Annotated in this window: 24 protein-coding genes and 1 riboswitch; of the genes, 18 read left to right on the top strand and 6 right to left on the bottom strand. The window is 57.4% G+C overall.

Features of this window, described 5'->3' with window-relative positions:
• The first annotated feature begins 24 nt into the window (after positions 1–24).
• From ACE4YL_RS03155 to ACE4YL_RS03140, 4 genes are all read left to right on the top strand, one after another.
• The gene (locus tag ACE4YL_RS03155; protein ID WP_461358491.1) at positions 25–1,098 is read left to right on the top strand and encodes a sugar kinase; all 1,074 of its coding nucleotides are present in this window, start codon (positions 25–27) and stop codon (positions 1,096–1,098) included.
• A 15-nt stretch (positions 1,099–1,113) separates the two neighbouring features.
• Entirely contained in the window at positions 1,114–2,565 is a 1,452-nt protein-coding gene (gene gnd, locus ACE4YL_RS03150; RefSeq protein WP_461358492.1) for a decarboxylating NADP(+)-dependent phosphogluconate dehydrogenase, read from the top strand.
• 181 nt (positions 2,566–2,746) lie between these two features.
• Positions 2,747–3,649: a restriction endonuclease gene (locus ACE4YL_RS03145; protein WP_461365136.1), complete on the top strand. Its 903-nt coding sequence runs from the start codon at positions 2,747–2,749 to the stop codon at positions 3,647–3,649.
• 126 nt (positions 3,650–3,775) lie between these two features.
• Positions 3,776–4,090, top strand: coding sequence for a hypothetical protein (locus ACE4YL_RS03140; RefSeq protein ID WP_461360552.1), 315 nt, complete (start codon positions 3,776–3,778; stop codon positions 4,088–4,090).
• Between the two features lie 55 nt (positions 4,091–4,145).
• Here ACE4YL_RS03140 and ACE4YL_RS03135 read toward each other — a convergent pair whose 3' ends face one another.
• Positions 4,146–4,940 carry an SDR family oxidoreductase gene (locus ACE4YL_RS03135; RefSeq protein WP_461357925.1) on the bottom strand — a complete coding sequence of 265 codons (795 nt, stop codon included), beginning with the start codon at positions 4,938–4,940 and terminating at the stop codon, positions 4,146–4,148.
• A gap of 112 nt (positions 4,941–5,052) precedes the next feature.
• A riboswitch (cyclic di-AMP (ydaO/yuaA leader) is annotated at positions 5,053–5,180 on the top strand.
• Positions 5,181–5,278: 98 nt separating this feature from the next.
• Here ACE4YL_RS03135 and ACE4YL_RS03130 point away from each other — a divergent pair.
• The 3 genes from ACE4YL_RS03130 (at position 5,279) to ACE4YL_RS03120 (ending at position 8,140) form a co-directional block, all read left to right on the top strand.
• The gene (locus tag ACE4YL_RS03130; RefSeq protein ID WP_461357924.1) at positions 5,279–6,532 is read left to right on the top strand and encodes a cation:proton antiporter; all 1,254 of its coding nucleotides are present in this window, start codon (positions 5,279–5,281) and stop codon (positions 6,530–6,532) included.
• 156 nt (positions 6,533–6,688) lie between these two features.
• The gene (locus ACE4YL_RS03125; protein ID WP_461357923.1) at positions 6,689–7,336 is read left to right on the top strand and encodes a hypothetical protein; all 648 of its coding nucleotides are present in this window, start codon (positions 6,689–6,691) and stop codon (positions 7,334–7,336) included.
• Between the two features lie 165 nt (positions 7,337–7,501).
• Positions 7,502–8,140 (top strand): hypothetical protein, encoded by a 639-nt coding sequence (locus tag ACE4YL_RS03120; protein ID WP_461360551.1) that lies wholly within the window; start codon positions 7,502–7,504, stop codon positions 8,138–8,140.
• Positions 8,141–8,187: 47 nt separating this feature from the next.
• On the opposite strand, the gene ACE4YL_RS03115 is transcribed toward ACE4YL_RS03120, so the two are convergent.
• Positions 8,188–9,144 (bottom strand): L-threonine 3-dehydrogenase, encoded by a 957-nt coding sequence (locus ACE4YL_RS03115; protein WP_461358034.1) that lies wholly within the window; start codon positions 9,142–9,144, stop codon positions 8,188–8,190.
• 445 nt (positions 9,145–9,589) lie between these two features.
• Between ACE4YL_RS03115 and ACE4YL_RS03110 the strand changes: the two genes are divergently transcribed.
• The 5 genes from ACE4YL_RS03110 to ACE4YL_RS03090 all read left to right on the top strand — a co-directional run bounded on the left by ACE4YL_RS03110 (position 9,590) and on the right by ACE4YL_RS03090 (position 14,229).
• A complete protein-coding gene (locus ACE4YL_RS03110; protein WP_461358035.1) occupies positions 9,590–9,904 on the top strand; it encodes an ArsR/SmtB family transcription factor in 315 nt (104 codons plus the stop codon).
• A gap of 9 nt (positions 9,905–9,913) precedes the next feature.
• Positions 9,914–10,876, top strand: coding sequence for an ABC transporter ATP-binding protein (locus tag ACE4YL_RS03105; RefSeq protein WP_461358036.1), 963 nt, complete (start codon positions 9,914–9,916; stop codon positions 10,874–10,876).
• Complete coding sequence (locus ACE4YL_RS03100; RefSeq protein ID WP_461358037.1) at positions 10,873–11,613, top strand: ABC transporter permease; 741 nt, start codon at positions 10,873–10,875, stop codon at positions 11,611–11,613. Before ACE4YL_RS03105 ends, ACE4YL_RS03100 begins: the two co-directional genes overlap by 4 nt.
• A gap of 401 nt (positions 11,614–12,014) precedes the next feature.
• Entirely contained in the window at positions 12,015–13,220 is a 1,206-nt protein-coding gene (locus tag ACE4YL_RS03095; RefSeq protein ID WP_461369197.1) for a GIY-YIG nuclease family protein, read from the top strand.
• Positions 13,221–13,272: 52 nt separating this feature from the next.
• Positions 13,273–14,229: a selenium metabolism-associated LysR family transcriptional regulator gene (locus tag ACE4YL_RS03090; RefSeq protein WP_461358246.1), complete on the top strand. Its 957-nt coding sequence runs from the start codon at positions 13,273–13,275 to the stop codon at positions 14,227–14,229.
• Here the strand turns inward: ACE4YL_RS03090 and ACE4YL_RS03085 are convergent.
• Positions 14,165–15,319, bottom strand: a complete 1,155-nt coding sequence (locus ACE4YL_RS03085; RefSeq protein ID WP_461358245.1) for an aminotransferase class V-fold PLP-dependent enzyme — start codon at positions 15,317–15,319, stop codon at positions 14,165–14,167. The two genes, ACE4YL_RS03090 and ACE4YL_RS03085, sit on opposite strands and share 65 nt — an antisense overlap.
• A 166-nt stretch (positions 15,320–15,485) precedes the next feature.
• Here ACE4YL_RS03085 and yedE point away from each other — a divergent pair, with 166 nt between their 5' ends.
• The 6 genes from yedE (at position 15,486) to ACE4YL_RS03055 (ending at position 20,616) form a co-directional block, all read left to right on the top strand.
• Positions 15,486–16,574 carry a YedE family putative selenium transporter gene (yedE, locus tag ACE4YL_RS03080; RefSeq protein WP_461358244.1) on the top strand — a complete coding sequence of 363 codons (1,089 nt, stop codon included), beginning with the start codon at positions 15,486–15,488 and terminating at the stop codon, positions 16,572–16,574.
• Positions 16,564–16,776, top strand: a complete 213-nt coding sequence (locus tag ACE4YL_RS03075; protein ID WP_461358243.1) for a sulfurtransferase TusA family protein — start codon at positions 16,564–16,566, stop codon at positions 16,774–16,776. The genes yedE and ACE4YL_RS03075 overlap by 11 nt, the downstream gene beginning before the upstream one ends.
• A 4-nt stretch (positions 16,777–16,780) precedes the next feature.
• On the top strand, positions 16,781–17,017 hold the full coding sequence (locus ACE4YL_RS03070) for a DUF3343 domain-containing protein (protein ID WP_461358242.1): 237 nt from the start codon (positions 16,781–16,783) through the stop codon (positions 17,015–17,017).
• Positions 17,018–17,344: 327 nt separating this feature from the next.
• Positions 17,345–18,601, top strand: coding sequence for an ABC transporter substrate-binding protein (locus ACE4YL_RS03065; RefSeq protein WP_461369196.1), 1,257 nt, complete (start codon positions 17,345–17,347; stop codon positions 18,599–18,601).
• A gap of 78 nt (positions 18,602–18,679) precedes the next feature.
• A complete protein-coding gene (locus ACE4YL_RS03060; RefSeq protein ID WP_461358240.1) occupies positions 18,680–19,789 on the top strand; it encodes a carbohydrate ABC transporter permease in 1,110 nt (369 codons plus the stop codon).
• Positions 19,790–19,794: 5 nt separating this feature from the next.
• On the top strand, positions 19,795–20,616 hold the full coding sequence (locus ACE4YL_RS03055) for a carbohydrate ABC transporter permease (RefSeq protein WP_461358239.1): 822 nt from the start codon (positions 19,795–19,797) through the stop codon (positions 20,614–20,616).
• 12 nt (positions 20,617–20,628) lie between these two features.
• On the opposite strand, the gene grpE is transcribed toward ACE4YL_RS03055, so the two are convergent.
• From grpE to ACE4YL_RS03040, 3 genes are all read right to left on the bottom strand, one after another.
• Positions 20,629–21,360 carry a nucleotide exchange factor GrpE gene (grpE, locus tag ACE4YL_RS03050; RefSeq protein WP_461369195.1) on the bottom strand — a complete coding sequence of 244 codons (732 nt, stop codon included), beginning with the start codon at positions 21,358–21,360 and terminating at the stop codon, positions 20,629–20,631.
• A gap of 5 nt (positions 21,361–21,365) precedes the next feature.
• Positions 21,366–23,081, bottom strand: a complete 1,716-nt coding sequence (locus ACE4YL_RS03045) for a LysM peptidoglycan-binding domain-containing protein (RefSeq protein WP_461369194.1) — start codon at positions 23,079–23,081, stop codon at positions 21,366–21,368.
• A gap of 185 nt (positions 23,082–23,266) precedes the next feature.
• The gene (locus ACE4YL_RS03040) at positions 23,267–23,584 is read right to left on the bottom strand and encodes a YmaF family protein (protein ID WP_461359877.1); all 318 of its coding nucleotides are present in this window, start codon (positions 23,582–23,584) and stop codon (positions 23,267–23,269) included.
• Positions 23,585–23,632 lie beyond the last annotated feature (48 nt).

Genomic DNA, 23,632 nt, shown 5'->3' with positions numbered 1-23,632 from the left:
TTTCAAAAGGAGGACTTGTACAGGATGGAACTGCGTTCGAATGCTAAGTATGCGATGCTTGTACCCACGAGCATGGGTGTACGGCTCACGCCGCTCCACGGCCAGCCGGTGCACGCCAGCGACACGTTTATCATGCACGTCACCAGTGCGGAAACCAATGTGGCCAGCATTTCTTCGTACCTGGGCCTGCCGGTCAAGGTACTGACAGCCTTTGTTCAAGGCAGTCCCATTGCCCAGTTGATCAAAAGCAACCTGCGCAGCAGGGGCATGGACTTCGAGGGACCTGAGATTCCCCAAGGCGGTCCCTGGGGTTACCGCCATCAGTTTAACATCGCCGACAGCGGCTGGGGGGTGCGGGGTCCCCGGGTATACAACGACCGGGCTGGTGAAGTAGGGCGCATCCTCGATGCTAAGTACTTCGATTTGGAGCGCATCTTTGGGGAAGAGGGCGTGCAGATCGTGCACATCTCTGGCCTTATCGCCGCGCTTTCCCCCGAGTCCAGCCAGTTCTGTTTGGACGTGGCCAGAACCGCCAAGAAACACGGCACCCGCATCTCCTTTGACCTGAACTACCGGGCTTCCTTCTGGAAGGGCAGAGAAGAGGAGCTGCATGAAGTGTTCAAAGAAATCGCCAGCCTAAGTGACATTCTCATCGGCAACGAAGAGGACTATCAGCTCTGCTTGGATATCCCCGGTCCGGAAGCGGGGGGCAAAGAGATCAGCGCCCAGATCGAGTCCTTCAAAGAGATGATCCGCCGGGTGAAGGAGAAGTTCCCCGCGGCCACGGTGTTCGCCAACACGCTGCGGGAAGTTGTGGATGTGAACTCCCACCTGTGGGGAGCCATCCTCTTGGCCGGCGATGAGTGGCATGTGGTTGAACCTAGGCCCATCACCGTTTTGGACCGCATCGGCGGCGGGGATGGCTTTGTGGGCGGTTTGCTCTACGCCATTCTCCGGGGCTGGGAATCGGCAAAATGGGTTCAGTTCGCCTGGGCCACCGGTGCCATGGCCACCACGTTCTTAACCGACTATGTCCAGCCTGCCGACGAAGCTCAGGTCTGGGCCGTGTGGGAAGGCAACGCCAGGGTTCAGAGATAACGAGGAGGTTGTGCTGTGTCTAGAGCAGATCTTGGTTTGATTGGTCTCGCGGTCATGGGCGAGAACCTGGCCTTAAACATGGAAAGCAAGGGCTTTACCGTGGCGGTGTACAACCGCACCGCGGAGCGGGTGACCAACTTCGTTGAGGGCCGGGCCAAGGACAAAAACATCATCGGTACCTATTCCCTTGAGGAACTGGTGGCAAGTCTCAAAAAGCCCCGCAAAGTAATGCTCATGGTCAAGGCGGGGCAGCCAGTGGACGACTTTATTGCTAGGCTCATCCCCTTGCTGGAAGAGGGGGATATCATCATCGACGGCGGCAACTCTCACTTCCCCGACAGCATCCGCCGCACTAAGCTGGTGGAAGAACACGGATTGCTCTATGTGGGCACCGGGGTATCCGGTGGAGAGGAAGGGGCTCTGCACGGGCCGAGCCTCATGCCCGGCGGTTCACCCCAGGCATGGCCGCACATTAAGCCCATTTTCCAGGCCATTGCTGCCAAGGTGGAAGATGGGAGTCCCTGCGCTGATTGGGTGGGACCCGATGGCGCTGGCCATTTTGTGAAGATGGTGCACAACGGCATCGAGTACGGCGACATGCAGCTGATCTGCGAGGCCTATCATCTGATGAAGGAACTTCTGGGCATGAGCGCCGATGAGATGCATGAGGTCTTTAAGGAATGGAATGCAGGTGAACTCAACAGCTACCTCATTGAGATCACCGCGGATATCTTGGCCTACAAAGACGAAGATGGTTCACCTTTAGTGGAGAAGATCTTGGACACCGCGGGGCAGAAGGGAACGGGTAAGTGGACGGCCATCTCGGCCTTGGACGAGGGCATTCCCCTCACCTTAATCGCCGAAGCGGTGTTCTCCCGCTGCCTTTCCGCCTTGAAAGAGGAGCGGGTGGCAGCTTCCCAGGTGCTCACAGGGCCGAAGCCGGAGTTCACAGGGGACAAGAAGGCTTTCGTGGAGGACATCCGCAGGGCGCTTTACGCTTCGAAAATTGTCTCCTACGCCCAGGGTTATACCTTGATGCGGGCCGCTTCAGAAACCTACGGATGGGATCTGAACTACGGCGGCATCGCCCTGCTCTGGCGGGGTGGCTGCATCATCCGCTCCGTGTTCTTGGGAGAGATCAAAAAGGCGTTTGAGCGGGATCCCCAGCTCACCAACTTGCTTTTGGATCCCTTCTTCAAGTCCCAGATCGACGCCTGCCAGGAGAGCTGGCGGAGGGTGGTGGCCACTGCCTTAACCAACGGCATCCCCGTACCCGCTTTTGCTTCAGCCCTGACCTATTACGATGGCTACCGCCATCCCAGGCTGCCCGCCAATTTGCTCCAGGCCCAGCGGGACTACTTCGGAGCCCACACCTACGAACGCATCGACCGGCCTCGGGGTGAGTTCTTCCACACCAACTGGACCGGCAAGGGCGGCAGCACTTCAGCTACCACTTACAACGTATAAGAGAACAGCCCGCATCGCCCCTGGGTGGTGCGGGTTTTTTCATACGTAAATCAATGGTCTCAACACGAAAATGGTGGAGGAAAACGACCTAAAAAGAGTGAAGATATAAATAATGGCAGCCAAAGACATTCCCGTACGGGCGATGGGCTGTCGTGCAAGAAGGGGCGAGGGGTGAGGGAAGATGGCTATTCCGGATTATCAGAGCATTATGCTGCCTTTGCTGAGGTTCGCACGTGATGGGAAGGTTCACTCAATTCACGAGGCCTATGCTGCCATGGCTGAGTACTTCGGTCTATCCGACGAAGAGAGAAGACAGCTCTTGCCCAGCGGGAAGCAGAAGGTCATTGATAACCGTGTGGGTTGGGCCCGTACCTATCTGGTTAAGGCTGGGTTGCTTCATTCGCCCAAACGGGGCTATTTCTCCATAACACCTGAGGGACAAGCTTTCCTGCAGACGAACCCCACGAGTTTAACCAACGAAGATTTGCGGCAGTATGAGAGTTTTCGGGCTTTCCTGAACCAACCGTCCAGGAGAGACAGACCAGTACCATCGTTGGCGCAGGACAAGACGCCTGAGGAAAGACTGGAAGAGATCGTCGAGGAGCTCAGGCAGAATTTAGCCCAAGAATTACTGGCGAAAATCAAGGAGTGCTCTTCGGACTTCTTCGAGGCTTTAGTAGTGGATCTGCTGCTGAAGATGGGCTACGGAGGGTCCCGTAAGGAAGCGGGCGAGGTGCTGCGCCGTTCCAGAGACGGCGGCATTGATGGCATAGTCAAGCAGGACAGGTTGGGGCTGGATACCATTTATATCCAGGCCAAGCGTTGGGAGGGACCTGTTGGGCGTCCTGTGGTGCAGGAATTTGTGGGGGCTCTCCATGGTGTCAAGGCAAAGCGTGGCGTTCTTTTGACCACTTCTTATTTCACACAGGATGCTAAGGATTATGCCAGCAGCATTGAGACACGGGTTGTCCTGATTGATGGCGAGGAGCTGGCCTCTTTGATGATCGAGCATGATCTAGGCGTTACCACTGTAGACACGTACACCGTGAAGCGCATCGACTCTGATTATTTTGTGGATGAATAGCCTCTATCCTTTTTGATCCGGTTGTCTATGATGGCGAGCAGTCGGTTGGGGTGCATCAAATTGGAGTGTGACAGGTGGATGGGCTGAACGATGCTGATTGGTCACAGCTCTAAGGAGGGTATACGTATGAAAGCGGTGTCGTGGATTCTGCTGATTCTTGGAGCGTTCTTCGCTCTAGCGGGTTTCCTGTCCATAGCGTCAGATATCCAGCTGGGCATCGCCGTGACGGGACTGGTCACCTTTTCAATCGCCTATCAACAGCTCCGCTTGCCCATGTTTAAGCTGATAGGCTGGCTGTCGTTGATCGCAGGGGGACTCTTTTTTGTCTTGGGTCTGGCGGCCATGGCCAGCGATATTCAGCTGCAGGTCGCTGCTTCCGGCTTGGCCTTGGCAGCAGCGGGGATCGGCGGGCTGACAGGCCAGCACCGGAAGGGAGCATAGGTTCAGCCTCCTTTCCGGGGCTCTGTTCGCGGAAAAGCGGCCCGATGGCCGCTTCTTACTTGTCTGCGTTTTCTGGTTTGTAGCTCCACCCCTGGTCTCCATGGTAGATCATGAGCTTGGTCATGCCGCCGTCCACAATCAGGTTCTGGCCGTTGATGAAGCTGTTTTCTTCTGAGCACAGGAACATAACCGCCCGGACAATGTCCAGGGGATGGCCAATGCGCTTCACAGGGTGCTGGAGCAGATCCGCTGGATCGAAATTCGGTGTGTAAGTGGGATCATGGTACGCCCCTGTGTCGATCCACCCCGGTGAGATGGCGTTGACCCGCACCCGTCCGGCCAGACTTGCGGCCAGGGCATGGGTAAGGGCGCTGATCCCTCCCTTAGCCGCGGTATAGCTTTCCGTATCTGCTTGGGACTGGAAGGCCCGGGTGGAAGCGATGTTGACAATGCTTGCTCCCGCGTTAAAGTGGGGAAGCAGAAGCAGGCTCAAGAAGTAGGGGGCTGTGACTCCCACCTGCAAAACGTAGTTGAAGTCGGCGTAGCTGCAGGCGGAGAGGATGCCTCCCTTGGACAGGCAGGCGTTGTTGATCAAGTAATCCACCTTTCCGTATGTAGAGACCACTTCTTGTACAAAATCCCGCAGGGTTTGCTCTTCCGCGATATCCCCATGGAAAAACAGGGCTTCGCCCCCTGCGCTGCGGATCAGCTCCAGGTTTTCCTTTCCCGCCTTTTCATCCATGTCCACAAACGCCACTTTGGCCCCGAGGCGGGCAAATTCCTGAGTGAGGCAGCGTCCGATGCCCAAGGCGCCGCCTGTGATGACGCAGACCTTGTTCTCAAACTTCATAGATTTGGCCTCCCTTGAGTGTGCGCTTTAGCTTACGTTCATCATAGCATTGTAATATTCTCGAAGCAACGGCGGCAAACCCTTGCATTTTTCGCAGAATGAGTTATCCTTGAATATGTAGTCTCCGAATACTGATAGTGGGGGACCCAACGTTTCGGGGTGAATCTTGAGCCATCAAGAGGGGCGACTTGGGCGTCCTAACCCGTCAGCTAACCCCATAGGAGTACACCAAGCGCAAGCACTAGGCCTTAGCCTAGGGTACGCGCTTTTTCTTTTGCCCGGCACCGGACAAGGAAAGCGCGCAGGTTGGCAGGTTCATGATAGTGGGAGGGATTGCCTTGAACGTTCTGTTAAAACTGGGTTTGGTCCTAGCAATCGGGTTGGTGGGCGGGAGAGTTGCTAGGGAGTTCAAATTGCCTAACGTGTCCGGTTACTTGGTAGCGGGCTTGTTTTTGGGCCCTTCCTTCACCGGGCTGATCACCGCGCAGGACCTTGATGCCCTGACCGTGATCAGCGAGGTGGCCTTGGCCATTATCGCTTTCAGCATCGGCAGCGAATTTGTCTTGGCAGATCTGCGCAAGCTCGGTAAGTCCATCGTGATCATTACTCTACTGGAGGTAGTGGGCGCGATTGGGATAGTCTTCGGCCTTATGCATTTTATCTTCCGCCAGCCCTTTGCCTTCAGCATCGTGATCGCGGCCATGTCCGCGGCTACTGCTCCAGCGGCAACCCTGCTGGTCATCCGGCAGTACCGAGCCGATGGACCGGTAACCCGGACGCTCCTTCCCGTGGCGGCTCTGGATGACATCTTCGGCATCATCGCCTTTGGTTTCGCCATGTCTGCAGCCAGGCTTGCCACGGGTAGTGCCCACGCCTCGCTTGCCCGCATGCTGGGACAGCCCTTGCTGGAAACCGCGGGCTCGCTGGCACTCGGTGCTGCGTTGGGCCTGCTGCTGGCAGCGGCAGCTGGGAAGGCCGGCGACCGGGACGAACTGCAGGGTATCGCCCTGGCCGCCATAGCGGTAGCCACCGGGCTTGCCAACGCTTTGGGGCTGTCGGCGCTGCTCACCAACATTATGATGGGCACCATTTTGGTTAACGTGATGCGCCATTCTATCCGGGTCTTTAGGTCCATCAACGATTTTGCTTCTCCGGTATATGTACTGTTCTTCAGCTTGGCTGGAGCCAGCTTGAATGTGCGGGTGCTCACGGGTGTGGGCGCTATGGGCTTAGCCTACATCTTCGCCCGGGCTGCCGGTAAAATCCTGGGGGCCCGCTTGGGAGCGACGGTTACCCGGGCTCCTGAAACGGTCAGCAAATACCTGGGCTTTACGCTGCTGCCCCAAGGGGGAATCTCCATTGGGCTGTCCGTCTTGGTCAGGCAGTTCCTACCGGAGTACGCGGCGGCTATCACCACGATCATCATGTTCAGCGTGCTGGTGTACGAAGTCTCGGGACCCATTTTCGCTAAAATGGCCATCGAGAAGGCTGGGGAGATCGGCGGAATGGATAGAAAGGGGAACCGTCCTGGCGGCGAACCTTCAGCTGTTCCGAAGCAGGAAAGACCAGCTGTGGCCTGGGAACAGGGCTGAAGAGGATGGAGAACACGGGACTCAGCGGCGGACGCTGCTGGGTCCTTTTTGCTGCAGGGGGCACAAACAGGAAAGTTCAATCATCTCTCTCTTCCTGCTTGGCGCATATGGTGCTTAAAAGGCCAGACGGGCCCCAAGCAGGGAGGAGGTGAAACCATGGCAGCCACAGGCAGCAACTTGTCTGTAGAGATGCAGGAACGGATGGAGGCACAGCTTCTGGCTGTTCCAGAAGGCAAGGTGACCACCGCCGCAAGCCCCATCGACAACCCCGATGCCGCTTATCTCGCTGCCACCACCAAAATCGACATCACGGATTTGCCTTTCGCCAGTTCCCACGAGTCCATCACTGACGGGACCCTGACCGTGACATTCAGCGAACCGGTGGTCAAGCTCGGGCCGGTCCCGGAGGGCTGGTCCACATGGTCAGCGCCGCCGTTTTCCGAAGATCCTAATCCCTTTGTACTGAGCTCTCCCACCAACATCTTAACTCTGGATCTATCCCGGCCGGTGAGCATCTTCGGTTTTGAACTGGAGCCCGCCCCCTTTGGCGAGTTCGACTTCACTGCTGACTTTTACCTCGGTGATACCCTTGTGGAAAGCATCAACCGCGTCGTGGATGGGGAGGCCGGTGCTCGCTTGTTCGCTAGAGAAAACGGCTTGATTGACCAGGTGGTGGTCTTTGGCGGTGCTGAGTTCGCCATTGCCCAGGTGCGCTACCAACTGCAGGTCGAGCCAATTAACGAGGTGGTCTTCATCCTCCTGGTGGTCATCATCCTGGCGGTTTTGGTGCTCTTGATCCTGTAAAAAGGCAGATGAAAAATGGGGTCCGGCAGCTATTGCTGGGCCCATTTCTGGATCCCGGAACTGAAAAGGGGAACGTTCAACTATTGCTCCCCTCAAGTTCCATGCATATGTATGGACAGAAGTTGGCCGCAACTAGACAGGAGGTGAATCGCGATTAGCAGCAATGTGCTGGAAAGCAAAGTTGTAGGCAGCAATCTGGGTGGAGAAGTGGAAGTGGCCGCGCTCAAGGCTGCGGCTGGAGAGTTTGTCCCCCTGGCCACGCCCATCGACAATCCCGATGCCGCTTATCTAGCTGCCACCACCAAGATCGACATTGACGGCCTGCCTGAGGGCAGTTCCAACGATTCCATCACGGATGGGATCTTAACCGTGGAGTTCAGCGAACCCTTGATCAAGACAGGGCCAGTGCCCGATGGCTGGGCCACCTGGTCGTCGCCGCCTTTCTCAGAAGATCCGAATCCCTTTGTTTTGATCGCCTCTACTAACGTTCTGGAGATGGTTCTGTCGCAGCCCGTGGCTATCTTCGGGTTTGAGATGGAACCCAGCCCCTTTGCACCCGTGGAGTTTACTGTGGAGTTTTTCAACGGGAACACACTCGTGGAAAGCATAACCCGGGTCGTGGACGGGGACGCCGGTGCCCGCCTGTTTGCCCGGGAAGACGGCGCAATCGATCGGGTTGTGATCACTTCTGAAACGGACTTCGCCATCGCGCAAGTGCGTTACCAGTTGGTTGGTGGTGATCAGACCTTTGCTATCGTGCTTGCCCTGCTCCTGCTTGTGATCTTGGCGTTGATTCTGCTGTAAGGTGTGGGCAGTAAAGAAGCAGGCCCAGCTGTCGCTGGGCCCCTTACTTAGAGTCCTAGTTTGCTTTTCAGATTCTTGAGCATATCCTCCGTCATGGCATCCAAATCGTACTTCGGATTCCAGCCCCACTCTTCCCGGGCCGCGCTGTCATCCAGGGAGTTGGGCCAGGACTCGGCAATGGCCTGCCGCACCGGATCTACGTCGAAATCCAGTTCAAACTCGGGGATGAACTTTTGGATGGAACGGGCAATGTCTTCAGGGGCAAAGCTCATGGCCGTGACGTTAAAGGCGTTTCTGTGAATGAGCTTGGCCGGGTCTGCCTCCATGAGCTGAATAATGGCGTCCAGGGCATCGGGCATGTACATCATGTCCATTTTCGTTCCCGGGCCGATATAGCTGGTGTATTTCTTCTGGCGCAGGGCTTCGTAGTAGATATGCACGGCGTAGTCTGTGGTGCCCCCGCCGGGCAGGGTCTTGTAGGAAATCAGGCCTGGGAAGCGCACTCCCCGGGTGTCCACGCCAAATTTATGATAGTAGTAATCGCAGAGCAGCTCGCCGGCTACTTTGGTCACGCCGTAGATGGTGGAGGGCCGCTGAATGGTATCTTGAGGTGTGTTGTCTTTGGGTGTGGAATCGCCAAAGGCCGCGATGGAGCTGGGGGTAAACACGGAGCAATTCTCATGCCGGGCCACTTCCAGCACGTTATACAGTCCATTGATGTTCACATCCCACGCCAGGTGCGGGTTGGCTTCCCCCACGGCAGAGAGGATGGCCGCCAGGTGGATGATGGTGTTGATCCTATACTTCGTTACCACTTCCGCCAGCTGCTCGCGGTTGGTCACATCCACAATCTCAAAGGGCCCGGCTTCCACCAGCTCCCTCTGGTCGTCTTTGACACTTTTGCTGCTGGCTACCACGTTGCTTTCGCCATACAGTTCCCGCAAACGCACGGTCAGTTCAGAACCGATTTGGCCCAAGGCCCCTGTTACTAGAATCCTTCGCACTGGAAACCCTCCTAAGCTGTTGTGATTGACATATTCGTATTAGTATTTAGTTTATTAATTCGCAATACCCTGCTGCCACCACCCCTTTATTTTTCCGCTAAAGCTCAGGGAAGCCCCTTGGAAAAGCGGCCTAGCAGGCTTTACCTTCCCTTTGCGAGGCAGCTCAGCGGGTCTTCACGCTTTCCTGAAATCGGATAACCTCTATTCGGCAAGCTGTAATCGTTTACAACATGGTTCTTCGAGATCTAGGCCCTGTTTTCCTTCTGCAGGGGGAGCAGCCGGAAATGCAAGCAGCGCAGCAAGTTGGGCGTGAACATCAAGGCAGGCTGCCGGGAAACCGAAGTCAGAAGCTTGGGGTTATGGGGGGCGTTTAAGCGTTGACTTAAATATAATCGGGGTCTATAATACAATTAAGTACATGCTTAATAAAGTGGGAGGGTGGAACATGGAAAGAACATTACCACTTCTGAAGGCACTGGCTGATGAGAGTAGGCTAAAGATCGTGAAACTCCTGCTCCAGTACAACTACTGTGTGGGAGCGCTGGCCCGGGAGCTGCAGTTGACGGATGCCGCGGTTTCCCAGCATCTTAAGGTGCTGCGGGAAGCGGGACTGGTCTCAGGCGCAAAGAAGGGCCAGTACACCCACTACGCTGTAGATCGCGAGCAGCTCAAAGCCTTGGCCACCCAGTTTACGCATCTAGCGGGACTTGCCAAAGAAGAGTGTCCCCATGGGGAGGAGCGGTGCAAGGAGAAGGAGTAGGAAACGGTCATGGTCATCCTCAGCGTTACTGATTTGCAGAAAATGTACGGCCGGATCACTGCCGTAGCAGGCATTTCTTTTCAAGTGGAACAAGGGGAAATCTTTGGTTTTCTCGGGCCCAACGGCGCGGGAAAGACCACCACCATCAACATGCTCACGGGTCTAGCCAGGCCCAGCGCGGGCCAGATCTGGATTGACGGCCTGGATGGCGTGGAGGAGATCAAAAAGGCCCAAAGCATCATGGGGATTGTACCTGATGAAAGCAACCTCTGGGACGACCTTGATGGCTTTGAGAATCTCTGCTTTTGCGGGGCCTTGTACGGGTTGGACAGGGCAAGGCGCCAAGAGCGGGCCCGGGAGCTTTTGGAGCAGTTTGGTTTGGCAAGCCTAGGGAGCCGCCCTTTTAGAGCCTATTCTAAAGGCCTGAAGCGCAGACTGACGATTGCCGCAGCCCTGATCCATCATCCCAGGATTTTGTTCCTCGATGAGCCCACCACGGGCATCGACGTGGAAAGCGCCCGGCAGATTCGCCGCCTCATTCTAGACCTTAAGCGCAGCGGCACTACGGTTTTCCTCACCACCCACTACATAGAAGAAGCCGAGCGCCTCTGCGACCGCGTTGCTTTCTTAGTTGAGGGGAGGATCAAAAAAGCCGGGACCGTGCGGGAGCTCATGGCGCAGGCGGGGGATGGACAGATCATCAAGGTCGCCCTGGCCGATGCAGCCGACGCACTGGAGCCGGAGCTGCAGAGAGCCTTCCCGCGGCTCCAGGTGGAGATCAAGGGCAGCACCTGCACCCTGCACGCTTCAGGACAGATCGCTCTCCTGCCCATATTGGAGTTCTTTGAGGTGAGGGGCCTTCACGTTTTGGAAGCCCGAGCGGTGCGTCCCAGCTTGGAGGATGTGTTCGTGCAGATCACCGGTGTGGCCGCAGGTGAGCTGCGGCGGGGAGAAGGGGGCTGCGGCAGATGAGGGCCTGGATCGCCTTTTGGAACATCTTCAAAAAGGATGTGCAGACTTACTACCTAAAGCCGCCTAATATCAGCTGGGGCATAATCTTTCCCTTTTCCTGGACGCTGATGCAGCTGGTCCGTACGCCTGCCGCCGACGATACAGACCTCAGGTCGCTCTTGCCGGGCCTTGTGGCCATGAGCATCTTGTTTGGGACCACCTCCATGGTGGCGGTGACCATCACCTTTGAGAAGCGGAGCCGCTCTTTTGATCGCCTTTTGACGGCCCCCATCAGTTTGACCACTTTGGTGCTGGCCAAAATGGCAGGCGCGGTCTTCTTCGGCGCGCTCATGGCCTGCCTGCCGCTGTTGGTGGGGGCTTTCATCGTAGACCTTTCCGGCCTTAACTGGGCCGTGGCCGCTTTGGGCATCTGGCTGATGTCCATAAGCTCGGCGTTTTTGGGTTTAGCCATCGCGGTTTCCGCCAAAGAGGTTTTTGAGGCTCAAACCTACGCCAACTTCTTCCGCTTTCCCATGCTCTTCCTCTCGGGGTTTTTCTTGCCCATCCACAGCCTGCCCTGGCTGCTGCGGCTCCTTTCCTACTGCCTCCCCCTTACTTACGGAGCGGATCTCCTCAGGTGGGCCCTGGTGCAGGCAGGTGATTTTCATCCAGGGCTTGATCTAGCGGCCCTGGCTGGCTTTTCCACACTGCTGTTTTCCTACTGTCGCTGGAGCATCACCCGGAAGTGGATTCTCTAGAAAAACAAGTCCCGCACCAACGGCGCGGGGCTTGCTTTCTAGGTTGAGGCGGCAGTAGTGAGGAACCACGTAACCAAATAGCGACACATCGTCGCCCCAACGTATATTGGCCGTACACCTCCTTTGTTGAGGCTCTTTAGGATCAGTGTACGGCAGAATACGTCAAAAAAGTAGTTACTGGCGGTTACCTTCTGTAAAGCGCAGCTGCCCATCTTGAGTGAGCGAGCCTTTCTCCCCCGCGTTCTGCGGGGAGGAATTCCCTTGGCCGTGGGGAAAAGCATCTGTAAGTGCAAGTCCTTATTAAGTCGATCCTCTTGAGTCAACAGCACGGTTAGGTCTCCAGCAATACAGTTGGCATTGATGTAGTCTGGAGGAGCGGAAGACTTTGAGGAGGGTTGATGATGCGTGTCCCTGGGCATGTCTACGTGCTGCAGAATCCGGCCTTCCCACACTTGCTGAAAATCGGTTTTACCACCAGAACGCCCGAGGAGCGGGCTGAAGAGCTGTCTAGGCATTCCGGTGTACCGACTCCTTATCGTGTAGTCTTCAGCGAATTCTTTGAAGACTGCTATGCGGCTGAACAAGAGATCCACCAAATCCTGGAAGCAAAGCGCAGAGGCAAGGAGTTTTTCCATGTAAGCGTTGAAGAAGCGGTTGATGTAATACGAGAGTGCAAAAGGCGTGAGGGCAGGCGTAGCTTGTTTCTGAACCGATCTTGGCGTGGTATTGGTGCTGCGGCTTTGTTGCTGATCCTGGTCTTTTCGGCCATGCGCAGCTGTCAAACGCGGATTCGTGAGGGTGAAACTGTCCTTACAGCAGTTCATCAGCGGGAAAACCGCGTTCCTGTTTCCGGCCGTCGGCCCCATCAGGAAGAAACAGATTCTAAGGACGTGGAGTTTCCTACCGCCAAGGAGCCTGTTGCAAAAAAGGAAAGCGAGACTGATCGGTCGGCCCCTCTGGTACTCTTTTCTCAGTCTGAAGGGCCGATGATCGAAGGTTCATCTGCCAGGGAGCTAGGAGTTGCCGACGAGGACGTATTTCCAGGCGATGATGGAGGTTCTCCTATGGAGCCGGATGTGGCTGAAGGTGTGGTTGAGGACGAGCTGCCACCAGCGGTGCAGGAGCGGGTCGAAGGAGCCCCGGAGATGCAGGGCGGACAGGGCGCACCGGCTGCCACTTCAGGGATCATCGGGTTTGTCCGGAACTTGTTATCCAGGCTCGGAAGCCGCCCTGAAGCCGACAGTCCAGGGCGAAAGCGGAGCGATAGGGTATCAACGGCGCTGCAGGCCCAAGACGATGCAGAACCGCCGGAAACAGACGCATCCTTAGCACTTGAGTCAGCCGAACTACCAGAACTCCCCGATGAGGAACAGGTGAGTAACGGCGGATTGGATCAACCCGTGTCCTTCACACAGTTTGAGGATCATGTTTTCTTTGACGGCGCCCGGACAGGAGAGCGCGGGGAGAGGGGTAAACTCCCCGGTGATGATGGGGATATGAGTACAGCTGAATCCGGTTCCCCAGTGTATGCAGCGACGGGAGAGGCTGACCCCTCAGTGCCCCAGGAGGAAGAGCAGAAGGAAGGGCTGCAGCTCACCGAAGAATAAGGCTTGTCCCGCAAACAGCCCGCCATTTCTCTGAGTTAGAAGGGAAGACACCATGGACTTCAGACAGCTTGAGTCTTTTGTAGCCATTGTCAAGCACGGCAGCTTTACCAAAGCGGCGGAAGGGCTGTTTCTTACCCAGCCCACCTTAACCGGGCATATTCAGTCTCTAGAAAACGAGCTGGGTACAGTGCTCCTCAATCGCTGCGGCAAGACGGTCACCCTGACTGAGGCGGGGGAGATCCTCTATAGGTATGCGGTGAATATCCTCAACTCCAGGGAACTCGCGAGGTATGCTTTGGCCCAGTACGAAGGGAAGCTCGAGGGGGAGCTGGCCATAGCTGCCAGCACCGTTCCCCAACGCCACATTCTGCCGCGCCTTTTGGCCGCCTTTAACCAGCGCTATCCCCGGGTCAGCTTCAGGCTGAACCAGCACGACAGCAAAGGGGTGGTCCAGGCCATCGCATCCAGTGCCGTGGACTTCGGTTTCGTGGGGACCCCCGTCTGCGGGAATGAGCTGGAGGCGGTGGAGCTCTGCCGCGGCCGTTTGGTGGTGATCACACCCAACGCCGGCAGGTATGCGGATTTGGAGGAGAAAAGTCTTGCCTGGGATGAGCTGAAGGATGAGCGGTTTATCCTGAGGGAAGCGGGTTCAGGCAGCAGGAGCGTTTTCCTGGAGGGTCTGGCCGCGAAGGGCTTGGACATAAAAGATCTAAAGGTCATTGCCACCGTGGAAAACCCCGATACCATCAAACAGTGCGTGATGGCAGGTTTGGGCATTGCGGTGGTTTCGGAACTTTCTGTGCAGGAAGAACTGCGCCTGGGCCTGCTCAAGGCCTTCTACCTTAAGGAGCTCGATTTGACCCAGCGCTTTTACTTCGTGGTACACAAAAACAGGGTGCTCTCCCCAGTGGCCCGGGCCTTTCAAGAGTTCACCCTGGAATATGCTAGGAGTCTGCCAAAATCTCCTGCACAGCGGCTAGAACCGCCTGCATTTCCCCTTTCGTGTTGAACCAACCAGGGGAAAAGCGCACAGTGCCCCGTGGGAAGGTGCCCAGCGTTTTATGGGCGGCCGGCGCGCAGTGCAGACCGCATCTGGTTTGGATGCCGTAGAACTTCTCCAATTTGTACGTTACTTCTCCGTTATCGCGATCGGGGAAATCCACGGAGATAACTGCGACCCGATCTTCCAGCGAAGCTGGCCCCACGAGCACTACACCTTCCATGTTGGTAAACCCTTCCATCAGGATCCTGGCCAGGGCCTGTTCTTTGGCCCGGATCGCCTCCAGGCCCGTGTTTTCCAAGTAGTTCAGGGCGGCATGGAGCCCGTAAATTCCAGGGAGATTCAAGGTCCCCGCTTCGAATTTGTCCGGGAGGTAGGGGGGAACCTCCTCCTGCTCGGAAAGACTTCCCGTGCCGCCGCTGATCAAGGGTTCCATCTGTTCAGCCAGTTCACTATCGATGACAAACCCGCCTATGCCCTGGGGCGCCAACAGCCCCTTGTGTCCTGTAAAGGCCAGGGCGTGGGCTTGGATTTTCTGGAAGTCGATCTCCAGGATCCCCGCGGTTTGGGCGGCGTCCAGGATGAACAGCAGGCCGCGCCGGGCGCAGAGTTCACCGATTTCTTCCACAGGCAGGATGGTGCCGCAGACATTGGAGGCGTGGGTGACCGCCACCATCTTGGTGTTGGGCCTGATTTGAGCTTCAAAATCGGCAAGGCGCACCCGTCCTTCCCGGTCGCCCCTAACCCGGGAAAACTCCACACCCTGCTTTTGCAGCTGCAAAAGGGGCCGCATCAGGGCATTGTGTTCCAGGGAGGAGACAAGGATGTGGTCCCCGGGCCGCAGCAGACCTTTAAGCAGGAAGTTGAGGGCCTGCGTCACATTCATGGTGAAGACGACGTTTTCCGCTGCCGGGACGTTGAAGAGGGCAGCGATTTTTTCCCGGGTTTCCCACACCACCTCCTGGGCCTCGGGGAAATTGGCGAAGGAGCTGCGGTTCACGCTCCCGCTCACTTCATCGAGGCAGCGCTTCACCGCGCTGCTCACCCCCGGGGCTTTGGGATAGGATGTGGCTGCATTATCAACATAGATTCTCTTCATGTCAGTTGGCCTCCCCATCCATTTTATACCGGCGGCAGCCTGGTCTGTATAGAGTTTGCTTATTGGTGGGGAAGAGGTATAGGCAGTTCTTATTGTACAAGGCAAGGGGCGATTTACTATAATGAAAAGGGGTTTGACAAAAAAATCTCAATGAACTCAGGGAGGGATGTGTGTGGGCGGCAAAAAAGGCATTGCCTTAGTGGGAGCCCTGGTGGGTGCCTTGGCCGTGGCTTTGGTGGCCTTTGGCAACCCCGTGAACATGGGTATCTGCATTGTCTGCTTTATCAGGGATACTGCAGGGGCCCTGGGGCTGCACCGAGCTCCAGTGGTGCAGTATATCCGGCCGGAGATCATCGGTATAGCCCTGGGTGCTTGGCTCATGTCCTTGAGGGGCGGGGACTTCCGGGTCCGGGGCGGCTCGGCTCCCTTTACCCGTTTCATCCTGGGCTTTTTTGTTGTGGTGGGGGCTTTGATGTTCTTAGGCTGCCCCCTAAGGATGGTGCTGAGGCTGGCTGGAGGGGATCTCACAGCTGTCTTTGGCCTTCTGGGCTTTACAGCCGGTATCTTGGTCGGCGTAGCCTTCTTGAACAGGGGGTTCACCCTGGGGAGGACCTACTCGCTGCCTAAAGGGGAAGGTTACCTCTTCCCGGCTGTGCAGGTGGTGCTCTTGATCCTCCTGGTGGCGGGGCCTGCCTTCATCTTTTTCAGCAGCGAGGGGCCTGGCTCACTCCATGCACCGATCTTGGTTTCCCTCCTTGCCGGCCTGATCGTGGGTGCCGGTGCCCAAAGGAGCCGGCTCTGCATGGTGGGCGGCATTAGAGACCTGGTGCTGTTTAAGGACTCCCACTTGATTTCAGGCTTTCTGGCCATTTTCTTGGTAGCCCTGGTGGGCAACCTGGTCACAGGCAACTTCAGGCTGGGCTTCAGCGGACAGCCCGTGGCCCACACCGATTGGCTGTGGAACTTCCTAGGCATGCTCCTCGCGGGGCTCGGTTCCGTGCTCCTGGGCGGCTGCCCCTTGCGGCAGATTGTACTGGGGGCGGAAGGAAATGCGGATTCCGTGATCACCGTGCTGGGGATGCTGGTGGGTGCAGCCTTTGCCCATAACTTCGGGCTGGCCGCCTCTGGGGCCGGTGCCACTGCCAACGGCAAGCTTGCCACCATCATCGGGCTGATTGTGGTGGCGGCGGTTGGCCTTTTGAACACAGAACGGGCTGAAGTGAGTGTGAAGGGAGAGGTGCAAGTTGGCTCTTAGATCAGTTGATGCCAGGGGCAGGGCGTGTCCGGAGCCGGTCCTTTTGACCAAGAAGGCGCTGGCAGCGTCCCCAGAAGGCGTACAGGTGTTGGTGGGTAACAGCACATCCCGGGAAAACGTCCGGCGTTTTGCCGAAGCCAGGGGCTACAAAGCGGAGATCAGGGAAGAGGGGGAAGACTTCCTGCTGATCATCACCAGGTGAGGTTATGGATTACATCGCTACATTTTTTACCCACTCCGGTGCGGTGAAGTATAGAAGGTACATGGGAAGATTGGGTGTGGAGGCGGAGCTTCTGCCCGTGCCGCGCCGCTTGAGCTCAGACTGCGGCATCGCCGCCTGGTTTTCCACAGACCTAGACCTAAGCAGCCTGATCACCGCCGAGATCGAAAAGCTCTTCGTGGTGGAAGAGGGCGGCGAACGGCTGGTTTACAGCGCAGATTAGTTTCGAAAAAAAGTGCACCTCCCAGGCTGCGGAAAGCTTTGGGAGGTGCGTTTTTTCATCTAGGCCTACTGGGGGAGGGTTTCCGGTCTTGTGGCGCTCTTGGCAATCTTTGCAGGATTTATCTTTTTTTCACAGAAGTATATCATTAACCTCATAGATGCGGCAGCATAGGCTATCCACATCCGGGAGGGGATTGAGCTTAGCCACAGTGAACAACCTAGAACTTCTGCTTCAACATACTCCACTCCAAGACGGTAGGGGAGGTGGTGCGGCGGAGTTTTTGCGCGTTTATGTGGAAAAGCCCAAAAAAGGATGGAGGGATAGAGCATGAAGAGGTTTTGCCTGCTGACAGCCGCTTTTTGTGTGGTTTTGGTGGCAACCCTGGCCGTGGCAGCAGCTGCTGCTCCCCAGGGAAAGCTGGAGATCTTTTCCTGGTGGGCCGGCGATGAAGGTCCGGCTCTGGAAGCTTTGATTGCGCTCTACGAAGCCAAGTATCCGGAAGTCACCGTAATCAACGCTACGGTCACAGGCGGCGCGGGAGTGCATGCGAAGGCCGTGTTGAAAACCAGGATGCTTGGTGGAGATCCGCCCGATTCCTTCCAGGTCCATGCCGGTCAGGAGCTCATCGGAACGTGGGTTGTGGCCCAGCGCATGGAAGACCTGACCTGGCTCTTCCAGGAAGAGGGCTGGTTCGAGGTCTTCCCCGAGGACCTCTTGGCCCTGATCAGTACGGATGAAGGCATCTGGTCCGTGCCAGTGAACATCCACCGCTCCAACGTTATGTATTACATCCCCGAAAACCTGAAAAAATGGGGTGTGGAGCCGCCCAAGACCTGGGATGAGTTCTTGGCCATCGCCCCGAGCCTTCAGGAGCAGGGCGTAATCCCCCTCTCCCTGGGGGAAAACTGGACAGCGATCCACCTTTGGGAGAGTGTGGCCCTGAGCTACCTGGGACCGGACAAGTATGACGATCTGTGGGAAGGCAAACTCTCCTGGACCAGTCCTGAGGTGGTCGGGGTGTGGGAGCTCTTCGGCCGGATCTTGGAGTATACCAATCCCGATGCCCCGTCGCTCTCCTGGCAGCAGGCCACCGATATGGTGGTGGCGGGGCAGGCGGCCTTCAACATCATGGGTGACTGGGCTTCCGGTTACATGTCCGTAACCTTAGGCGTAAAGCCAGAGGAGGGCTACGGCTGGGCTCCAAGCCCGGGCACGGAGGGCGTGTTTATGGCCCTCTCCGACTCGTTTGGACTGCCTGTGGGCTGCCCCAACCGGGAGAACACCATCGCCTGGCTGAAGACCATTGGCAGCAGAGAAGGGCAGGACACGTTCAACCCCCTCAAGGGTTCCATCAGCCCCAGAATTGACTCCGATCTCTCCAAGTATGATGTCTACCTCCAGAGTGCAGCCAGGGATTATCAGTCCAATCGCATCGTGGGTTCCTTGGCCCACGGCACAGTGGCCAACGAACGGTTTATGAACGACTTCGCCACAGTCATGGACATCTTCTTGGCCAACAAGGATCCCCAGGCCGCAGCCTACGCTGCCCAGGCGGTGGCCATCCAGTCCGGGCTGGTTAAGTAGGGCGCACAGCCACAAGCCCGTCACCGCAAGGTGGCGGGCTTTCACAAAGGGCAAGATCTGGAGAAAGGACTGAGGGCTATGCACACCCGCCGCGAGCACTTGGCGGCTATTGTGACTATACTGCCGTCCATCATCCTGCTGGGCATTTTCGTCTACGGTTTTATCGCCAACTCCATCTACATGTCCACCACCGATTGGGGACAAACAGCCGCCATGTCTTTGGATCCCCAGATCGAGAGCGTCGGTCTGGACAACTACCGCGATCTGTTCACCGGTTTTTTGAACGTCCGCTTCCGGCAGGACTTGGTGAACATGTTTTTCTTTACCCTGCTCTTTGTGGGACTCTCGCTGCTGGTGGGACTGGTTTTGGCCACCATCATCGACCAGCTTTTCTGGGGGGAAACGTTTTTCCGCACAGTGTTTCTCTATCCCATGTCCCTTTCCATGGTGGTCACCGGTACCATTTGGCGCTGGATCCTGCAGCCCAGGGGAGGGATCAATGTCCTGCCCACATTGATCGGCCTGCCCCCAGGGAAGTTCCTGTGGCTTTCCAGCCGGGATCAGCGTCTAGTCTTTGACTGGTCCCATCTCTTGCACTACGCCTGTTGGGTATTACTGGTCGTTTTGGCCATCAGCGCCTACAGCCAGTGGCGGCAGGGGAAAAAGGGGCGCCTAGCTTGGCACCTGGTTATCTGCGGGGTTTTGGCGGGCCTGATCGCCAGTCGGGTCCTCACCCGCCTTAGGCTTCTGCCTTACCCGGAGATGCACGGTTTCAACGACGCGCTCTGGGGTGTGGTCATCGCTGCGGTCTGGCAGATGTCCGGGTACACCATGGCGCTTTATCTGGCGGGGTTGCGCACCATACCCAGCGAACTGCGGGAGGCGGCGCGGGTTGATGGCGGCAGTGAACTGCAGATCTACCGCTATGTGGACCTGCCCCTACTGAAGCCCATTACCGCAAGTGCCATCGTGATTCTGGGCCACATCGCCCTGAAGATTTTCGACCTGATCTTTGCCATTTCCAGCCCTGACCACTACCCGACGTCCATGCCGGCGGTAACTATGTTCTTGAAAGCTTTCCGCGGCAATGAACTGGCGGTGGGTTCGGCCATCGGCGTGATCCTCTTTTTCATCGTTTCGTTGTTGATCGTACCTTACCTCATAGTTTCCTTTAGGAGGGAGGAGTAAAGCCCATGTCCTCGGGAAAAACGATCAGAGTGTTGGCTCAGATCCTGGCGGTGCTTCTGGCCATGGTCTATCTAGTCCCCATTTACATGACCCTGATCACGAGCTTGAAGGCACCTGCGGAAATCAACGTGATGACGGCCTGGGCGCTTCCCTCCAAGGCACATTGGGCTAGCTACGGGGTGGCTTGGGAAAGATTCGCCCCGAATCTGCAGAACAGCTTCGTTCTGGCCATCAGCGCCACTTTGCTTTCCGCCATAATGGGCTCCCTGAATGGCTATGTGCTGAGTAAATACCGGATTCCCGGGGGGAAAGTGGCCTTGCCCCTGATTGTCTTTGGTATGTTCATCCCCTACCAGAGCGTACTGGTTCCCCTCTTCAGGTTCATGCAGCAGACCAGACTCTACGGGGGCCTACCCGGTTTGATCCTGGTGCACGTGGTCTACGGGCTGCCCATAACTACCCTGCTTTTTCGCAGTTTTTATCAGGAAATACCGGATGAGCTGGTGGATGCCAGCAGCATTGACGGTGCAGGATTCTGGGGCATCTTCCGTCACCTGATCTTGCCCCTATCGGGCCCGCCCTTTTTGGTGGTCTGCATCTGGCAGTTCACCCAGATCTGGAACGAATTCCTCTTCGCAGTCACCTTGACCAAGCCCAGTTCCCAGCCCATCACCGTGGCCCTGGCCAATCTCGCCGGGGGTCAGGCGGTTTCCTGGAATCTGCCCATGGCGGGCTCGGTCCTGGCGGCCCTGCCCACCACCATCGTCTATGTTCTGCTGGGGCGTTATTTTGTCCGGGGGCTTCTGGCTGGCGCCCTGAAGGGATAAAAAAAGCGGCGCCTATTCGGCCGCCGCCACAGTTACCTTGGCTGGTATCTGCACCTGTCCGTTGAGGGTGTAGCCACACTCCAGGCATTCCACGATGATCAGCTCTGCGGTGGGGGGTTCCTCTAGGTTATCTGCCTGGTGCAGTTTCCCGTCGAAACGATCCCCCGGCTCAGGTTCAATGAGGCCTATGCCCAAGGGAGCCACCAGCTGGGCGAAGTGCTTTTTGGCGCTCAAGATGGCCTCAAGCTGCCCCTGATCTTCTGGGGCTGCGCTTTGGCGCTGTTTGTCCAGGAAGCGCAGCATCTCCAGGCTGCGTTGCCGCCACTCGGTGATCTCTTCCCTGAACTGCGCGTTCCCCTTGGCGTAGGTATCCCTTTCCTTGCGCAGGCTCTGGACCTGCTCCTCCAGGGTCTGCATGTACTTGCCCAGGCGCACCTTGGCCACGTTGGGTTCCTGAACTTCCCCTGCCTCTGGAGCAGCCGCGGGCGGCGGACTCACCTCCACCGGCGGCGGAGGAAGCTCCTGGCTGCGCCCCCGGGCACTTACCAGCATCCCCGCGAGACTTCCGATCATCCCCACTATGGACAGGACCAGCAAAGCGCTGGGGTGCATGCCTTCCACGGGCTGCTGAAGCAGGCGGATGGACACCACCAGCAGGGACAGGGCCAGGACGAAGAGGGAGAAGAAAACGACAAGGGCCTCAAAACTAAATAGCTTAGGCCTGGTTGGCTCGGGGTTCGCCATGCCCATCACTCCACTTCCACCAGTCTAAAGATCTCCTCGTTCAGAGGAATCAGCAGGTCTTGGCCGATTCTCAGCCTGTAGGGATCCACCTGGTTGAGTTCGATGATCTGGTTGATGAACTTCTCGCTAGGGGGCGATTGAAAGCGATTGGCGATGCCCCAAATGGTGTCCCGGGGCTTGATGGTCAAGATCATGGCCTGGTTTTTCTTGATCAGCTCTTCAGCAAGGGCAGATAGGACCGGCAGATCTCCAGCCACTTCCAGGCTCACTGCGGGGGCTTGGGGTGCCTCCGGCCGCTCTTCGGCCTCGTGTTCGCTCATCGCGTCCCCAAAGCCCTTGGCGGGAGCGACAGCCTGCACTGCCACCGCTTCGGTGAGGGCCTGCAGCTGGGCCGCTGTGGATTCCCTCTGCTCGGCCAGATCATCTGCCAAGGTGGCCAGGGCCGCGGCGAGGGACTGCACCTCCTGCCCCTGCTGGCTGCTGGCGGTCTGGAGACTGGCCAGCTCCAAGTGGAGCTGGGTCACCTGCTCGGCCAGGTTGGCCAGGGACCGATCTATGGAACGCAGCTCTGTGACCAGGGACTGCAGTTCTGCGCCTGCGGAAACAGCTTCCAGGGTCTCCAGGCGGGCGGTAGTGCTTTGGGCCTCCTCAGCCACCTGCTGAGCGAGGGTGCTAACAGCCACGGCTAAGGTCTGCACTTCTTGGCTCTGCTGGGTGCTGGAGGTCTTCAGGCCAGTTAACTCCTCTTGGAGCTGGGCCAAGCCTGCACTAAGACCTGCCACGGATGCATCGAGGGACTCAAGGGTTGTGAGCACAGCGTCCTGCTCAGTGCTATCCATTGAAGCTGCCAGGGTCTGCAGTTGGCTGCCTGTGCTTTCCACGGCCGCCGCCAGCTCCTGCAGCTTGGCTTGGGTGTTTTCCGCTTGTCCGGTTACTTCCACGGATAGCGCACTCAAGGAAGTGGCCAGGGCCTCCATGTCACGGTCCTGTTCAGCGCTGCGGCTCTGGAGGGCTTCCAGTTCCACTTGGAGCTTAGCCAGCTGCTCCCCTAGCCCGGCGATGCTGGTATCCAGGGACTCCACCGCATTTAGAACTGGCTCCAGCTCATCCCTTTCCGCTGCCGCCGTGAGGACCTGCAGCTGTTGAGCGGCCTCCTTGGCGTGCTCAGCCACCTGGCTGGAAAGCGTCTCCAGGGCAGCGGCTAGGCTTTGCACCTCCGTGTTCTGTTCCGCCGTGGTGCTCTGCAGGGCTGCTAGCTCCTGCTGGAGCTGGGCCACCTGCTGAGCCAGATCCGCCACCGACTGATCGGTGGTCTCCACCGCCGTCAGCAGTGCTTCCAGCTCGCCGCTTTCCGCCGCGGCGACCAGGACTTGCAGCTGGGCTGTGGTAGCTTCCACCTGCCCGGTCATCTCGCTGGAAAAGGTGAGAAAGGTGCCGGAAAGGGCTTCCACGGCGGTTCCCTGCTCAGCAAGGCGTTCCTGCAGGTCAGCGACGTCCACATGGAGTTGGTCCACCTGTTCAGTTAGGGCCGCCATGGTTCCATCCATGGACTGGACTACTTCCATCAACCTGTGCCACTCCTGGGTTTCGGCCAGGGCTGGCTCCGGTTCTGGAGGTTTGAACTGCGTCACGCCCAACAAGTAGCCGCTGGCGAGCAGCGCGATGATCAGCAGCGCACCGGCCACATAACGGAATGCTGTTCCCTCAAAGCGTTGTCCCATAAGCCGTGGTCCGTCCTTTCTTGACAAATTTCCCCAGCGACCTGGGTAAGAAAATCGTTAGTTATGCTAAATATTCCACTAGGGGAGAGGGAACTCCTTCCATAACCTTGAGTGAAACTGGGGATTGGCACCAGGCCGAACGGGAAAAATCCCAAGCAGAGCACTGCCCGGGATTTTTTCGTGCTTTAACGCCGCAGGGGATCGTCAATGAGGGTGGCAAAGAAGAACTCATGGATGTGGCCCCGGTTGAGGGTGGTGATCCCGCTGGCGAAATGGATGTGCCTGCCGTTTCCCACGGGGATGGACGGTCCGGTGAACCCTCCCATCCCATGCAGGTGGATTTCGGTGAAGTCGGTGCTCACCTCAAAGGCGTGGATGTGATCGTTGTTGGCGATGGGTATGACCTGGCCGGTCAGGCCCGCGAAGCGGTGGTTGTGGGGAATGTCGGTGAAGATCGTGGTGCTGCCCTGGATTTCATGGACATGGGTTTGGGTGGAGATCACCTCTTGAGCCGGGGTGAACTCAAAGCTGTTCAGGCTGATCCCTCCTGT

The sequence above is a fragment of the Candidatus Darwinibacter acetoxidans genome, assembly GCF_041936445.1.
In the GTDB taxonomy this organism is placed as follows: Bacteria; Bacillota; Limnochordia; order Darwinibacteriales; family Darwinibacteriaceae; genus DTU010.
The sequence above is the reverse complement of the archived record's forward strand: the minus strand, read 5'-3'. Positions and strand labels throughout refer to the sequence as shown.